This window comes from Rhizobium sp. P2_G2, from assembly GCF_056403555.1.
Genome location: NZ_JBFUFF010000133.1, coordinates 1 through 14,919, shown reverse-complemented (window position 1 = coordinate 14,919; position 14,919 = coordinate 1). Strand labels below are relative to the sequence as shown.

Here is a 14,919-nt window from a genome sequence, read left to right as displayed (position 1 = left end):
CAAAATCGAGCTTTCGTCTTCTCATTTCAAAACGTAGACTGGCCAAAGTCTCTTTCGGTAACGTCAAGCCTTTCGACCTTCCGCCACCGCAGACACCCGCCGTCCACGTCTCTCTTTCTTCTTAACCAACAATGTCAAAGATCAGACGAAAAAACCTCGTCCCCAGAAACAACATCCCTGCTATCCCCGGTCAAAGCATGCTCACCAATGTCTTGGTAGTCTGCTCTCTATCTAGTCTCCAGCGCCACAGTCTTAACCGTTTTGCAGGAGCGAGCTCGTTGGCCGCCAGAAGCAACCGCCGCCCCGTTCGATGTGCGGGGTTATAGGCTTGGCTTTTCGGGGAGTCAACGAACTTTTTTCGAGAAAGTGGATTTTCTTTCATCCCATTGAAAATAAATGGTTATCTCTAATTTTGACGATTTCCCCACGCATCTGAGCGCAATTTTTCTCATTCGCAGACCGAAATTTATAGGACTTTTGGCTATCGGCAATGAAAGCGGTTCGCGCGGGTGCTAAATTCCGTTTCTTGACGCCGCACGAAGACGGAAGGGGACTGAAATGCTGGTGCTCGACGAGGCCGAAACCAAGAATAAGCTGCCCTTTCCTGCGCTGATCAATTCCCTGAACGCCATGTTCCGTTCCGGGGCGGCCGCGCCAGCGCGCCATCATCATGCCGTCGATGTTCCCGGCGAGCCCGCGGCGACGCTCCTCCTGATGCCGGCCTGGGTGCCGGGCCGTTATGTCGGGGTCAAACTGGTGTCGGTGTTTCCCGGCAATGTTACGCGCGGCCTGCCCTCCATCCACGGCTCCTATCTCTTGACATCGGGGGTGACCGGCGAGTTGCTGGCAGTGCTGGATGGCGGTGAGCTGACAGCGCGGCGCACCGCGGCCGCCTCCGCGCTCGCATCCCGCTATTTGTCGCGCAAGAATAGCGCTGTCATGCTGATGGTGGGGACGGGCAGGCTGTCGCTCAATCTGATCGAGGCGCATTCGGTCGTGCGGCCCATCAATAAGGTAATGATCTGGGGACGGGATGCGCAGAAGGCCCGGGAATTGGCAAACCGCGCGGCCCGGCTCGGCCTGGAGGCAACCGTGGCCGACGATCTCGCGGCTGCAGCCGCCTCGGCAGACGTCATTTCCTGCGCCACGTTATCTGAGGCCCCATTGATACAGGGTGCATGGCTGAAACCCGGAGCGCATCTCGATCTGATCGGGGCGTTCAAACCATCGATGCGGGAAAGCGATGACGAAGCGGTGAAGCGCGCCACGATCTTCGTCGATACGCGGGCCGGAACATTGTCGGAAGCGGGCGATATCATCCAACCGATCCGGGCCGGCGTTATTTCCGCCGACGATATCGCGGCGGATCTTGCTGAACTGGCCGGCGGCGCTCATGCGGGCCGTGCGCGGGAGGATGAGATCACCCTGTTCAAATCGGTTGGCGCCAGCCTTGAAGACCTGGCTGCGGCAATGCTGGCTGTCGAGCAGTACGAATACAAGGCTTCCGAGGAGCTTTGAGCCGCATGAGCCGGGACCTGCCGCATTATCCGGTTTCCGATGTGCTTGAGGCGATTGGCAACGCGCTCGAATCGGGCATTTCCGCCGTGCTCTCTGCGCCGCCGGGCGCCGGCAAGACGACGATCGTGCCGCTTCACCTGCTCGACGCGCCCTGGCGCAAGGACGGCAAGATCATTCTCCTGGAGCCGCGCCGGCTTGCGGCGCGCGCGGCGGCGAATCGCATGGCGAGCCTGCTCGGTGAAAAGACCGGCGAGACGGTCGGTTACCGGATGCGGCTTGATTCGCGAATCAGCGCCAGGACACGCATCGAAGTGGTCACCGAGGGTGTGTTCGCCCGGATGATTCTCGATGATCCGGAGCTTGCCGGCGTCGCCGGCGTGATCTTCGATGAATTCCATGAACGCTCGCTCGATGCGGATTTCGGACTTGCGCTGGCGCTCGACGTGCAGCGGGCGCTGCGCGACGATCTCCGGATTCTGGTCATGTCGGCGACGCTCGATACGGCGCGGATCGCCGAATTGATGGGCGGGGTGCCCATTGTCGAGAGCCTCGGCCGCGCCTTTCCCATCGATATCCGATACCAAGACCGTGATTCGGCCCAGCCGATCGAGGATGTGATGGCGAAGGTCATCGCCGAAGCCTATCGGAGCGAATCCGGCTCGGTTCTCGCATTCCTGCCGGGTCAGCGGGAGATCACCCGTACGGTTGAGCGGCTGGAAGGGCGATTCGGGCCGGAGACGATCATCGCGCCGCTCTTTGGCAATCTTTCCCAGGCTGAGCAGGACCAGGCGATCAAGCCGCCGCCGCAGGGACAGCGCAAGATCGTGCTGGCGACCTCGATCGCCGAAACCTCGATCACCATCGACGGCGTGCGCCTTGTCATCGACAGCGGCTTGCAGCGGCTGCCAATGTTCGAACCGGCTACGGGGATTACACGGCTCGAGACCCGGCGGGTGTCGCGCGCTTCGGCGGACCAGCGCGCTGGGCGAGCCGGACGTACGGAGCCAGGGATCGCGATCCGGCTCTGGCTTGCCGGGCAGAATGCGGCGCTGGAAGCGTTTACGCCGCCGGAAATCCTGGCGACCGATCTCTCCGGCTTCCTGCTCGACCTGGCTTCCTGGGGGGTCGGCGATCCACGCGATCTTTCCTTTCTCGACTATCCGCCGGCGCCGGCGATTGCGGAGGCGCGCAACCTGCTGGTCTCGCTCGGAGCGCTCGACAGCAGCGGGGCGATCACCGCGGATGGACGGCTCATTCGTCATCTGGCCTTGCCGCCGCGGCTGGCGGCGATGGCGGTGTCAGCCTCACATCACGGATATGGGCTGGCGGCGTGCGAACTCGCCGTGCTGCTGACCGAGCAGGGGCTGGGCGGCACTTCGATAGACCTTGATGAACGGCTGTCGCGATTCCGCAACGAGCGTGGCGAGCGGGCCGAATCGGCGAGGCGACTGGCGAAGCGGCTTGCCGAATCACTAGCAGAAACCCGGCGTGCGGCGGAGCCGACCACAGCCGGACGGCTGCTGGTGCATGCCTTCCCGGACCGGATCGCGCTGCAACGTGGCGGGCGCGGCCGGTTCGTCATGGCCAATGGCCGCGGGGCGGAATTGCCGGAAACGGAGCGGATGGCGCGGGCAGACATGCTGGTTGTCGCCGACCTGACGGGCAGGGCAGTTGCGCAGCGGGTGCTCGCCGCCGCAGAGATTTCCCGAGCGGAAATCAAAGAGGAATTGCCGGGAGCAATCCGGCGCGAGGACCAGAGTTTTTTCGATGCCGCGAGCCGGCAGGTGCGGGCGCGGCGCGTTACACGGCTGGGCGCCATCATCTTCGACGAATCGCCTTTGGCAAGGCCGACTGGAGCAAGTGCGGAGAAGGCACTGGCAGAAGGCATAAGGCAAATCGGCATCGGCGCCCTGCCTTTTTCCAAAGCCGGCCTGCAATTGAGGGAGCGAATCGCTTTCCTGCATCGCGGGCTCGGCGAGCCCTGGCCGGATGTCGGCGACGAGGCACTCGCCGAATCGCTTGAAGAATGGCTGATGCCGTTCGTCACCGAGATAAAAGGAATGGATTCGATCGGCGCGGACGCTCTTTATGAAGGGCTGATGAGTCGCGTGCCGCACGAATTGCGCCGCGACCTTGATCGGCTGGCGCCGACACATTTCGAGTCGCCGGCCGGCAATCGCCATGCGGTCGACTATAGCGGCGGAGAGCCGGCGATTTCGATCCGGGTACAGGAGCTGTTCGGGCTCAAGGCCCATCCCTCCATCGGCGGCGGCCGCATTGCACTGCTGCTCGAACTGACTTCGCCCGCACACCGGCCGATCCAGACGACGCGCGACCTGCCCGGCTTCTGGGCCGGGTCCTGGAGAGACGTGCGGGCCGACATGCGCGGGCGGTATCCAAAACACCCCTGGCCGGAGAATCCGGCCGAGGCGCCGCCCACGACACGCGCCAAACCGCGTGGTACATAGGCGCCCGTATATAGAGTGATTGGTGAAGGCCATGGCGGTTGAGACGGCGGTGATCAAACATCCGGAGGGGCGCAAGCTCCGGCTCGAGACGTTGATTCGCCTTCGTTGGCTGGCTGTGGTGGGTCAGGCGATATCGATCTTCATTGTCGCCGTGGTACTGCAGTTCTCCATTCCCGTCGTGGCCTGCATCATCTTTATCGCGCTCCTGGCCCTGGTGAACGCCTGGCTGCAGTTCACCTATCCTTCGACATGGCGCCTCGATCCGCCAGCGGCATTGGCGCTGCTCGCCTTCGATCTCCTGCAGATCGCCGCCCTGCTTTATGTGACGGGTGGACTGACCAATCCTTTCGCCTCGCTGATTTCGGTACCGGTGATCATTTCAAGCACGGCGCAGCCGCTGCGGGACAGTCTCGGGCTCGTCCTCGTCGCCGTGCTCTGCATCACCGCGCTAGCCTTTTCCCCTTTCTCGTTGCCCTGGTATCCGGGCACGACAGTGCCGTTCGAGCCGCTGCTGCTCGCCGGCATATGGTTCGCCATCGTCTGCACCACATCCTTCGCCGCCTTTTATTCCTATCGGGTGTCGTCGGAAGCGAGCCAGCTCTCAGAGGCGCTCGCGGCGACCGAACTTGTGCTGCAAAGAGAAATGCATCTTTCCGAACTGGACGGGCTCGCAGCCGCCGCCGCCCATGAACTCGGAACGCCTCTCGCCACTATTTCGCTCGTTGCCAAAGAGATGAGCCGCGAACTGGCGCCCGGCGACCGTTTCCATGACGATGTCCAGTTGTTGATCTCGCAAAGCGAACGCTGCCGGGACATCATGAAGCGGCTCTCGACTCTCTCCTCGGGCAGCGAACAGCATATGCAGCAGATGCCGCTCTCCTCGATCATCGAGGAGGTCACGGCGCCACATCGCGAATTCGGCATCGAGATCACAGTGGTCGAGGAAAACTTGCGGGCGGGCGAGCCGGTCAGCCGCCGCAATGCCGGCATCCTCTATGGCCTGGGCAATCTGATCGAAAATGCCGTCGACTACGCCAAGACCGAAGTCACCGTGCGCGTCTATCACGACCCGGCGATCGTGCGGATCACCATCGAGGACAATGGCGAGGGCTATGCGCCGGACATCCTGCAGCGCATCGGCGAACCCTATGTCACCCGTCGCAGTCCGCAAGCCAAGGCCGGAGGCCTGGGGCTCGGCCTGTTCATCGCCAAAACGCTACTGGAACGGTCCGGAGCGGAACTCACCTTCGAAAATTCGCCGGGCGCACGCGTCACCGTGACCTGGAAGCGTGAATTTATGGATGTTTCAACCTGATTTCGGTTGGCTAACCGGGTGCCGCTCCTATATTTGTGAGCAAAACAGTCTGATTAAAAAAGGCGTATGACCATGGACGACACAGTGACCAGAACCGATTCTTTGGATGTCATCGGTGCGGATGGCTCGCTGCTGCTCGTCGAGGACGATGCACCTTTCCTAAAACGGCTGGCGCGGGCGATGGAAATTCGCGGCTTCAAAGTCGAGACCGCCGAGACCGTCAGCGAGGGCGTTGCCAGGGCCAAGGCGCGGCCGCCGAAATATGCAGTTGTCGATCTGAGGCTGGGCGACGGCAGCGGGCTCGACGTGATCGAGGCGATCCGCTCTCGCCGCGACGACAGCCGTATCGTGGTGCTGACCGGCTATGGCAACATCGCCACTGCGGTGACGGCCGTGAAGCTCGGCGCGCTCGACTATCTCGCCAAGCCGGCCGATGCCGACGAAGTCTTTGCGGCGCTGACGCGCAAGGCGGGCGACAAGGTGGAACTGCCGGAGAACCCGATGTCAGCCGACCGGGTCCGCTGGGAGCATATCCAGCGCGTCTATGAAATGTGCGATCGCAATGTTTCGGAAACGGCGCGGCGGCTCAACATGCATCGCCGCACGCTGCAGCGCATTCTCGCCAAGCGCGCGCCGAAGTAGCCTTTAAAGAATATCTTCGCCACCTTCGTTCGGATTGGCAATGCCGAGCCGGTCAGCGGCCCATTCGGCATGCATCAACCTTGCGGCAGCGATGCGCGAAAAACTGAGCGTGATCGCCTTGCGCGCCGCCGGCGACAGGCGATGTTCCGGCGCATCCCGAATCATCTCCGCGCCATAGCTGTCGGAAACGAATAGCCCGCATTCTTCCGGAAAGATGTTCGCCGATACGTCCGGTAGCGTGGCGAAAAACAGCCGGTCGCAATAGGCGCGGTAATCCGGCCATTTGCGGTCGACGCGGAAATCTTCGATCGAAGATTTGATCTCGACGATCCAGATCTCGCCTTTTTCCGACAAAGTGACGATATCGGCCCGTCTGCCGTTCGACAATCCAAGCTCGGGCAAGGTCGCATGCCTCATATCATAGAGCAGACGTTGCATGCCGCGACGCACCGAGAGTGCGCGCTCAGACTGCCTTCCATCCTTGAGCGGATTGTCGCCATGAAGAGAAATGATCGCCATCGATATTCCGGGCGCTCCGAAGGCGCAAATGTTGCAAAAAAGCCATGGCGGATTTTATTGCCGCAGCGGCTGGTTTCAGCGCTTTCGCATCTGCTTGCAAATAGCAATCCGATCGAAAATAAACCTATCTCAAAGATGGGCTCCCAACCATCCTTCCTCCACCCTGCAAGCCAAGAGAATCATATGCGCATCCGCAACGCGATTACGGCATTCGGCCTACTCCTGACCATGGGCCTTGCCTCCTGCTCCACCACATCGACCTCGACAGAGACGGCAAAGGTCGAAACCGACAAGATCTTCACTGATTCTTACGGCAAGGTTACCGACGACGGCTATGCGCTGCCAGCCATTCCGATCAAGCGCGTGGACAAAAAGTACCACCGCCAGATCGTCGATTATCCGACGGACCGCAAGGCCGGCACGATCGTCGTCGATACCCACGATCGCTTCCTCTACTATATTCTGGGCAATGGTAAGGCGATGCGCTACGGCATCGGTGTCGGCAAGCAGGGTTTTGCCTGGAAGGGTGAGGCTTACGTCGCCTGGAAGCAGGAATGGCCGAACTGGCATCCSCCGGTGGAAATGGCCGCCCGCAAGCCGGAAGTGGCCAAATATGTCGAGAAGGGCATGGACCCCGGCATCACCAATCCGCTCGGCGCCCGCGCCATGTATTTGTTCGACGACAAGGGTCACGACACGCAGTTCCGCCTGCACGGCACGCCGGAATGGGCTTCGATCGGCACCGCCGCTTCGTCGGGCTGCATCCGCCTGATGAACCAGGACGTGATCGACCTCTATAACCGTGTCCGTCCGGGCAAGAATGCGCGCGTCGTGGTGATGTGATTCGCCGCAAGGCGCAGGAACGGGGCCGTCGGAGCGATCCGGCGGCCTTTTGTTTTGCCATGGTTGCTGCGGCAATGCCCTTTTCTTCCGGCGTCAGCCGAACGATGCGGACATAGACGCCATGGCCGGCGCCGAAGACGACGGCTTCATGCTTCTCGCGCCAGCTTGGCCTTCAGTTCCAGCCGCCGCTTGTGCAGCACCGGTTCGGTATAGCCGTTCGGCTGGATGCGACCTTTCATCACCAGTTCTACGGCCGCCTCGAAGGCGACCGATTGGCCGAAATGCGGCGCCATCGGCCGATAGAGCGGATCGTCGGCATTCTGCTGGTCGACCACAGCAGCCATGCGCTTCATGGTCTCGAGCACCTGTGATTCGCTGATGACGCCGTGATGCAGCCAATTGGCCATATGCTGGGCGGAAATGCGCAGGGTCGCACGGTCTTCCATCAGGCCGACATCATGGATGTCAGGTACTTTCGAGCAGCCGACACCCTGGTCGATCCAACGCACGACATAGCCTAGAATACCTTGGCAATTGTTGTCGATTTCCGCCTGGATTTCCTCCGGCGTCCAGTTCGGCCGCGGAGCGACGGGGACGCTGAGAATGTCCTGCAGCTTGGCCTTCGGGCGATCCCTGAGTTTCTCCTGGACCGCCGCAACATTGACCTTGTGATAGTGCGTGGCGTGCAGGGTGGCGGCGGTCGGCGACGGTACCCAGGCGGTGTTGGCGCCGGCGCGGGGATGGGCGATCTTCTGCTCCAGCATTGCCGCCATCAGGTCCGGCATGGCCCACATGCCCTTGCCGATCTGCGCATGACCGGACAGGCCGCATTCCAGGCCGATATCGACATTCCAGTTCTCGTAAGCCGAGATCCACGGCGCCTGTTTCATGTCGCCCTTGCGGATCATTGGCCCGGCTTCCATGGACGTGTGAATCTCATCGCCGGTGCGATCGAGGAAGCCGGTATTGATGAAAACGACACGGTCCTTTGCCGCGCGGATACATTCGCGGAGGTTGACGGTGGTGCGCCGCTCCTCGTCCATGATGCCCATCTTGATCGTGTTGGGCTGCATTTTCAGCATCTGCTCGACGCGGGTAAAGATTTCCGAGGCAAAGGCCACTTCGTCCGGTCCATGCATCTTCGGCTTGACCACGTACATCGAGCCTTCGGCGGAATTCTTGCGGCGGCCATGCAAGCCGATGTCATAGAGTGCGATCAGCGCCGTGACGCAGGCATCCATAATGCCCTCCGGCACCTCATTGCCATGCTTGTCGAGGATGGCAGGATTGGTCATGAGGTGGCCTACATTGCGCACCAGCATCAGCGAGCGGCGCTTGACCGTCATCGAACCGCCCTCCGGCGTCAGATAGTCGACATCATCGTTGAGGCTGCGGGTAAAGGTCTTGCTGCCTTTGGAGACCTGCTCGGTCAGGTCGCCTTTCATCAGGCCGAGCCAGTTGCGATAGACGACAACCTTGTCGGCGGCATCGACGGCGGCGATCGAATCCTCGCAGTCCATGATCGCGGTGATCGCCGATTCGATCCAGACATCGGAAATATGCGCCGGATCGGATTTGCCGATTTCACTTCGCGAATCGACACGGATTTCGATCAGCAGACGATGTTGGCGCAGCAGGATCTGCGACTTGGCGCGATCATTGCTGAGATAGCCGACGAACTGGTCCGGATCGCGCAAGCCGGTCTCGCCGATTTCATTGACGACGAGGAAGGCGCCGTCGCGAATCACAAGCGACGTCACCCCCTGCCAGCTGCCGCCGGCGAGCGGCACCGATTCGTCGAGGAAGCGCCGCACCCAGGCAATAACCTTGGCGCCGCGGGCGGGATTGTAGCCCTTGCCTTTCTCTGCACCGTCGTCCTCGGGGATGGCGTCCGTGCCATAGAGTGCATCGTAGAGCGAACCCCAGCGGGCATTGGCGGCGTTGAGCGCGTAACGGGCATTCATGACCGGCACGACGAGCTGCGGGCCGGCAATGCGCGAGATTTCCGGATCGACATTGTCGGTGCCGATGGCGAATGGCGCGCCTTCCGGCACAATATAGCCGATATCGCGCAGGAAGGTTTCGTAACGCGCCATGTCCGACGGAGCGCCATTCTTCCTGTACCAATCATCGAGCTTCATCTGCAGCGCGTCACGCTTCTGCAGCAGCGCGCGATTTTTCGGCTCGAGATCGTGGATGATGTCCGAGATGCTTTTGAAATAGTAGTCCGGCGAGACACCGGTGCCGGGCAGCGCTTCCGTCAGGAGAAAATCATAGAGCTCCCGATCGATCTTCAAGCCGTGCTGTTCCACCGTTTCCATGACATTCATCCCTTCAAGACTATCGCCTGAAGGTGGAATATCACGGGTTTACAGTCAATGGAGCAGCACCGTGCAGGATTTGTTCCCTAGGGGAATAAATGTCAGGTGATTTTTGGCCGGCCGGATGCGGTGGCGGTGAAACGGGCTTCGACCAGCTTGCGGCTGCCCTCGATCTCCGGCGCGTCGATCTCCTCGTGAAAACGCACGACCGGTTCGTCGGCGCCGCTCAGGATCGCCATTTCGATCGCCGTTTCCTTAGCGCGGCCGCGGGCCAGTTCGAACGTCTGTGTCTCTCCGATCATGCGCTCGGTCTGGCCGGCACCGGAAATCACATAGATGCCCTCTTCCGGCGAGGTCACCGTCACCGTGACCGTCTGGCTGATCTCGCCGGCGACTGCGCCGATGGCATTGGCGACACCGGCATCGGCGGGAATGACCGATTCGGCGTTCAGCATGTCGGCAATGGCCGGATAATAGACATGCGCCGAGGCGCCGAGGCCGATTAAGGGACGGTCGAGCGACAGGGCAAAGTGCACCACGCCGGACTTGCGGCCGAGCGCCCGATCGACCGGCACCGAATTTGCCGGGTTCACCCCTTCAACGCCGTCCTCGGAGAGTGCTGCCTGAAGAATCACTTCGGAGGACTGCCGCGTCATCCGCTTTTCGATCTTTTCGGCGAATTCTTCCGCCGAGCCAGCAATCGGCTTGCCCGAACCATCGCGAGCGCGCGAGCCCAATTCCAGCCCCAGCCGGGCCGCTTCGGCATTCCACTGACCCTGCCGGCCAAGCACATGCATGGCATCCGACGGCGTGACGCCGCAGACATGCACGAGGCCGCGCGCCACGAGCCGATCGAGCGAAGCCTTCTGCATCGAGGTTATCAGCAGGTCGTTGAGCGCGATCGGCTTGCTGCCGATCTTTTGATAGAGCGTTTCGTCCGCCGTCGACAAGCCGCTGGCGAATCGGTCCGGCAGGCCGGAGCGGACAGCGAATCGGCCGTCATGCCGGTTGGCATGCACGGCCTTCATCTGCCGCTCCAGTGCGTCGATGATTTCGTTGCCATGCAGATGYGCGACAAGGCTGAGCGGCAGGATGCGGCGCGGGCCAAGTGTCAGAGCGCCTTCGAGGCCGCGCGTATTCACATGCACTTCCGAATCACCGCCCAAGCCATAGGTGCGCATCGCCACAGCCTGCACCATGGTGCGATAGCCGCCGACGACGGCGCCTTCCTCATCGAGACGCGGGCGACCTTCGTCGAGGATGGCCACATCGGTCGTCGTGCCGCCGATATCGGAGACCACCGCATCGTCGAGGCCGGTGAGAAAGCGCGCGCCGACCAGGCTTGCAGCCGGGCCGGAGAGAATGGTCTCGATCGGGCGCAGCCGTGCCTCGGCGGCAGAGATCAGCGCGCCATCGCCACGCACCACCATCAGCGGCGCATTGATGCCGTGCGCATGAAGAAAATCCTCCGACGAGCCGATCAGCCGGTCGATCATCGACACCAGCCGGGCGTTGAGCAGCGTCGTCAGCGCCCGGCGCGGGCCGCCGAGTTTCGACGAGAGTTCATGGCTGCAGGTGACGGGCAGATGGGTTCTTTCGCGTAGGAATTCGCGAACACGCAGTTCATGCGCCGGATTACGGACGGCAAAATAGCCGGCGACCGCGAAAGCGGTGACGGAATTGCCGAGCGAATCGATCTGGACTTCGAGATTGTTGAGATCGAGCGGCGTCTCATGCCCATGGACATTGTGGCCGCCCGGGAGAAAAATCACAGGATCGGTGCCAAGGGCAGCCTTCAATCCATCGCGTTCCAGGTCTTGCGGGCCGAAACCGATCATGATCAGACCAACGCGACCGCCTTGACCCTCGACCAGGGCGTTCGTGGCCAGCGTGGTCGACAGCGACGCAAGGCGGATGGAAGACGGATCGGTGCCCGTCTGGGTGAGCACGTTTTCGACTGCGCCTTTGATGCCCTCGGAGAGATCGTGGCGGGTGGTCAGCGACTTGGCCCTGGCCTTTACCCCTTCTTCGGGGCTGAAGAGCACCGCATCCGTGTATGTTCCACCAGTGTCGATGCCGAGAAGAAATCGCGAAGCCACGCCGTTATACCGTTGAGAAATGCTGCAAAGGAGCAGAAAGCCTTGAAAGGACCATGCCGTCGCGGCATGGCTTAGGGGATTTCGGCAGGCAAAGCCAGACCCGGATGCGGCAGTCTAGGGTGAAAACCGACATGGGGACGACGGAATGAGACCGACGAAGACGTGGACAAGCATGGTTGCGGCTGGATTGTTGTTGGCACTCAGCTGCCCGGCGCTGGCGCAGCAGGACGATAACGGCGACGAATATGCACCGCAACTGCCGGACATGCAGATCTATAAAGCCATGCTCGATGCCAATCGTCAGCCGGGCTGGGTGCAGTTCCGCAATTTCGCCGAAAAGGAACTGATCTATTTCACCCCATTGCAGACCATGCGCTGCCGGCTGAAAGAAGTCCGCTATTCGATCAACAGCGACAAGCTCGACAAGCGCTTTCCGCTCGGCACATGCGATCCGCAGCAGCCATATAACATGCCTGATAATGACGACGACGGCAGGTACACCTATCTGCAGATGAAGCCGGGCAAAGCCAAGACGATAACCGTCCAGGTCGTCTGGGAAGACGGCGCCGGCAGTGAGATCATCACCTATCGTCCCTGTGACAATGTCGGCGAGGGAACCTGCGCCCGGATCAAGAAGATCGCCAAGCCCGAATCGAAGCTCAGCGGGCCGACACCGTCATCGCAATCCCGTTGAGCGGCTGTGTCGTCAGGCGCTGCACCGGCCAGGGCTTCGTCTCCGGCGTGACGTCGAAGCGATAGTGGTGCATCAACACGGCAAGCGCGATCACCGCTTCCTGAAGGGCGAAGGTCGCGCCGATGCAGACACGCGGGCCGGCGCCGAAAGGCAGATATTGGAAGCGATGAATCTTGTCGCGGTTTTCAGGCAGGAAGCGTTCCGGCATGAAATGCCTGGGCTTATCCCAATAAAGCGTATGGCGATGCAGCGTCCAGGGCATGACCAGCACCGATTGCCCCTTCGGCATCGTGATCGTCCGCCCATTCTCATCAGTCCAATGGTCGTCTTCGAGCGGCGCACGATTGATCGATGGTGCCGGCGGATAGAGGCGCAGGCCTTCCTCGAAGGCAGCACGTACATGCGGCATCTTGTCGAGCCAATCGACCGGCTCGGCGTCTTCCGCCAGCACCCGGTCGATTTCCTCTTCCATCAGCGTGCGAAAATGCGGGCTTTCGGCGACACAATAGAGCGTCCAGGCAAGCGCGCGGGCCGTCGTCTCGTGGCCGGCGCCGATGAAGGTCAGGATATTGTCCTCGATTTCGTCGTGCGTCAGCCCGTCCGGGCCTTCCTGCCTGAGCAGCAAAGTGAGGAAATCGTCCGGGACCGGCTTGCCGCTATCCATGTCGGCGCGGCGCATATCCATTGTCTCGGAGACGATGCCGCGGAAACCAGTCAGCGCTTTGCGCCCGGAAATCCGAGTCAGGCGCGGCACCCAGGCGGGCGCCTGCAGCAGATCCATCGGATCGATGCGGCCCATATTGTGCAGCAGCGAATCGACCCGATCGGCAAAACCTTCGGTACCGGTGGCAATATTGCCGGAGAATAGTGTCTCGGCAAGGATTTCGTAGGTCAGCTCGGTCATGCCGACGGCGATGTTGATCTCGGTGCCGTCGCGAGCCGGCTTTTCATAGCGCTCAACGAATTCCTGAGATTTCCTCAGCATCTGCCCGGCAAAGCCGCGGGCATGGCGCGGCGTGAACACGGGCGCCATGGCCCTGCGCGAGCGCTTCCAGACATCGCCTTCCGCCGTTAGCAGCCCGTCGCGCAGGATCGGCCGGAGCACCATCTGGCGGATCGGCTGCATGCCGTATTGGGCGGCATTGTCGACGAGCACATGCTTGATCAGGCCGGGATGATTGACGATGGTGGTCAGCTGGCCGAAGAATTTCGCCTGGATATAGGGCAGCGTGTAGCTGGGCTGACCCCAGAGCTCCAGCGGGTTGCGAAACACGACCTTGATGATTTCAAGCCGCGATGGCGGGATGGTGCGCGGAACGGGGGCCGGTGGTTCGAAGGGTTCGAGGCGCATATCCATCAGATTGTCCTTTCCCCTCCGAACTCGAAATTAGAGAAGCCGCCTCAACTCTTCAAGCTTGTCGTTGATCAGCCAGCCGTAATAATTCTCTTCCGGCAGGACGATATCGCCCGCCGCGCGGCCCCGGTTCTTCGCCGCAAGTGCCGCAGCACGCTCGGCCGGATCGCCGACATTGTAGAGCGTTGCCGTCACGCCCGGATTCTTGGAAATGTCCATGCCGGCGATGCGCTTGTAGTCGTCGATCGACATGCGGATCGAGGCGGCCATATAGGCGAGCGACTTGTCCGGATCCATGATCGCCGAATAGACGCCCGATGCATCGCTTTCATCGAGTTTCGGATAACCGGAAATTTTTGTGACCAGATCGGAGAGCTCAAGCGCCGTCAGCGGGTTGATCTGGCCGAGCCCAAACGTCTGGCCGGCATAGAAAGGCTGGAAGAACACGGCCGAGAAGCGGTTGTTGGGGAAGCTTTCGCCATTCACCGTCTTGCCCTGGAATTTGCGCTGCCAGACATGCTCGCGGCAAGTCCAGACGGCATAAGAGCCCGACTTGCCGTTGCATTCGGCAAATTCCGGACGGGCAATGAAGTCATCGATCTTCTCGTCATTATAAGCGAAGCGGAAGGAATTGCCGGCATAGGCCGCTGCCTTGACGTAATATTGCTGCAGGCTGTCATAGACGTCGACATTATAGGTGTGTTCGCCGACCAGGGCGCCGATCATATGGATCGGGTCTATATGATAGGCCCGCGCCGTCATCTTGATCTTGGATACGAGATCCGGGTCATTGGCGAGGAGATCACGGACCTTCTCATATTTGTGCTCGAAGGTCGTATGGCCCGCCTTGGTGCGGCGCGACGAGGCGCCCGGAATGTCCGGCTGCTCGGCATGGCGATTGCCCGGCGGCACGATGGTGACGGCCCGGGCGGTGCCGGTGATGGACGTGGCAAGGCCGATCACGGCCACGAAAGTCAGCAGCAAACGGCGCAAGATGGGAATCCGCCCTTCAAGATCATGTTCCGCGCTGCGAATGGCCCGCAATCGTGTCAAAATCAAGAGGCGGATTGTCCCATCGGGTGGGGAATGTCTTGCTGGATTGTGTGTTGCAGGACTTGGCTTAGCCCTTCGAGGCATTTCAACGGC

11 protein-coding genes are annotated in these 14,919 nt (G+C 61.2%); 6 read left to right on the top strand and 5 right to left on the bottom strand.

Annotated features, from left to right (window positions below; translation table 11 throughout):
• Positions 1-558: 558 nt before the first annotated feature.
• The 4 genes from lhpI (at position 559) to AC1D06_RS38350 (ending at position 5,943) form a co-directional block, all read left to right on the top strand.
• Entirely contained in the window at positions 559-1,518 is a 960-nt protein-coding gene (gene lhpI / locus AC1D06_RS38365; protein WP_477874572.1) for a bifunctional Delta(1)-pyrroline-2-carboxylate/Delta(1)-piperideine-2-carboxylate reductase, read from the top strand.
• Positions 1,519-1,523: 5 nt separating this feature from the next.
• Complete coding sequence (gene hrpB, locus AC1D06_RS38360; RefSeq protein ID WP_477990826.1) at positions 1,524-3,986, top strand: ATP-dependent helicase HrpB; 2,463 nt, start codon at positions 1,524-1,526, stop codon at positions 3,984-3,986.
• Positions 3,987-4,017: 31 nt separating this feature from the next.
• Positions 4,018-5,301, top strand: a complete 1,284-nt coding sequence (locus AC1D06_RS38355) for an ActS/PrrB/RegB family redox-sensitive histidine kinase (RefSeq protein ID WP_477874576.1) — start codon at positions 4,018-4,020, stop codon at positions 5,299-5,301.
• A 72-nt stretch (positions 5,302-5,373) separates the two neighbouring features.
• Positions 5,374-5,943: an ActR/PrrA/RegA family redox response regulator transcription factor gene (locus AC1D06_RS38350; protein WP_477874578.1), complete on the top strand. Its 570-nt coding sequence runs from the start codon at positions 5,374-5,376 to the stop codon at positions 5,941-5,943.
• Between the two features lie 3 nt (positions 5,944-5,946).
• On the opposite strand, the gene AC1D06_RS38345 is transcribed toward AC1D06_RS38350, so the two are convergent.
• Positions 5,947-6,462 (bottom strand): MmcB family DNA repair protein, encoded by a 516-nt coding sequence (locus tag AC1D06_RS38345; protein WP_477874580.1) that lies wholly within the window; start codon positions 6,460-6,462, stop codon positions 5,947-5,949.
• Between the two features lie 183 nt (positions 6,463-6,645).
• On the opposite strand from AC1D06_RS38345, the gene AC1D06_RS38340 reads away from it, so the two are divergent.
• Positions 6,646-7,305 (top strand): L,D-transpeptidase, encoded by a 660-nt coding sequence (locus tag AC1D06_RS38340; protein ID WP_477874582.1) that lies wholly within the window; start codon positions 6,646-6,648, stop codon positions 7,303-7,305.
• A 146-nt stretch (positions 7,306-7,451) separates the two neighbouring features.
• On the opposite strand, the gene AC1D06_RS38335 is transcribed toward AC1D06_RS38340, so the two are convergent.
• Both AC1D06_RS38335 and AC1D06_RS38330 read right to left on the bottom strand, forming a co-directional pair.
• Positions 7,452-9,626: a malate synthase G gene (locus tag AC1D06_RS38335; protein ID WP_477874584.1), complete on the bottom strand. Its 2,175-nt coding sequence runs from the start codon at positions 9,624-9,626 to the stop codon at positions 7,452-7,454.
• A 101-nt stretch (positions 9,627-9,727) separates the two neighbouring features.
• Positions 9,728-11,725, bottom strand: a complete 1,998-nt coding sequence (locus tag AC1D06_RS38330; RefSeq protein ID WP_477990825.1) for a hydantoinase/oxoprolinase N-terminal domain-containing protein — start codon at positions 11,723-11,725, stop codon at positions 9,728-9,730.
• A gap of 145 nt (positions 11,726-11,870) precedes the next feature.
• On the opposite strand from AC1D06_RS38330, the gene AC1D06_RS38325 reads away from it, so the two are divergent.
• Positions 11,871-12,419, top strand: coding sequence for a hypothetical protein (locus AC1D06_RS38325; RefSeq protein WP_477990824.1), 549 nt, complete (start codon positions 11,871-11,873; stop codon positions 12,417-12,419).
• Here AC1D06_RS38325 and AC1D06_RS38320 read toward each other — a convergent pair.
• Together AC1D06_RS38320 and AC1D06_RS38315 are read right to left on the bottom strand one after the other, a co-directional pair.
• On the bottom strand, positions 12,385-13,776 hold the full coding sequence (locus AC1D06_RS38320) for a cytochrome P450 (protein WP_477990823.1): 1,392 nt from the start codon (positions 13,774-13,776) through the stop codon (positions 12,385-12,387). The genes AC1D06_RS38325 and AC1D06_RS38320 overlap by 35 nt on opposite strands.
• Positions 13,777-13,806: 30 nt before the next feature.
• A complete protein-coding gene (locus AC1D06_RS38315; RefSeq protein WP_477990822.1) occupies positions 13,807-14,766 on the bottom strand; it encodes a DUF1402 family protein in 960 nt (319 codons plus the stop codon).
• Between the last annotated feature and the right edge of the window lie 153 nt (positions 14,767-14,919).

Excerpts from the sequence above, each read along its gene's own strand:
- hrpB (WP_477990826.1), top strand. The coding sequence starts at position 1,524 with ATGAGCCGGGACCTGCCGCATTATCCGGTTTCCGATGTGCTTGAGGCG.
- AC1D06_RS38350 (WP_477874578.1), top strand. The coding sequence starts at position 5,374 with ATGGACGACACAGTGACCAGAACCGATTCTTTGGATGTCATCGGTGCG.
- lhpI (WP_477874572.1), top strand. The coding sequence starts at position 559 with ATGCTGGTGCTCGACGAGGCCGAAACCAAGAATAAGCTGCCCTTTCCT.
- AC1D06_RS38325 (WP_477990824.1), top strand. The coding sequence starts at position 11,871 with ATGAGACCGACGAAGACGTGGACAAGCATGGTTGCGGCTGGATTGTTG.
- AC1D06_RS38345 (WP_477874580.1), bottom strand. The coding sequence starts at position 6,462 with ATGGCGATCATTTCTCTTCATGGCGACAATCCGCTCAAGGATGGAAGG.
- AC1D06_RS38355 (WP_477874576.1), top strand. The coding sequence starts at position 4,018 with ATGGCGGTTGAGACGGCGGTGATCAAACATCCGGAGGGGCGCAAGCTC.
- AC1D06_RS38320 (WP_477990823.1), bottom strand. The coding sequence starts at position 13,776 with ATGGATATGCGCCTCGAACCCTTCGAACCACCGGCCCCCGTTCCGCGC.
- AC1D06_RS38335 (WP_477874584.1), bottom strand. The coding sequence starts at position 9,626 with ATGGAAACGGTGGAACAGCACGGCTTGAAGATCGATCGGGAGCTCTAT.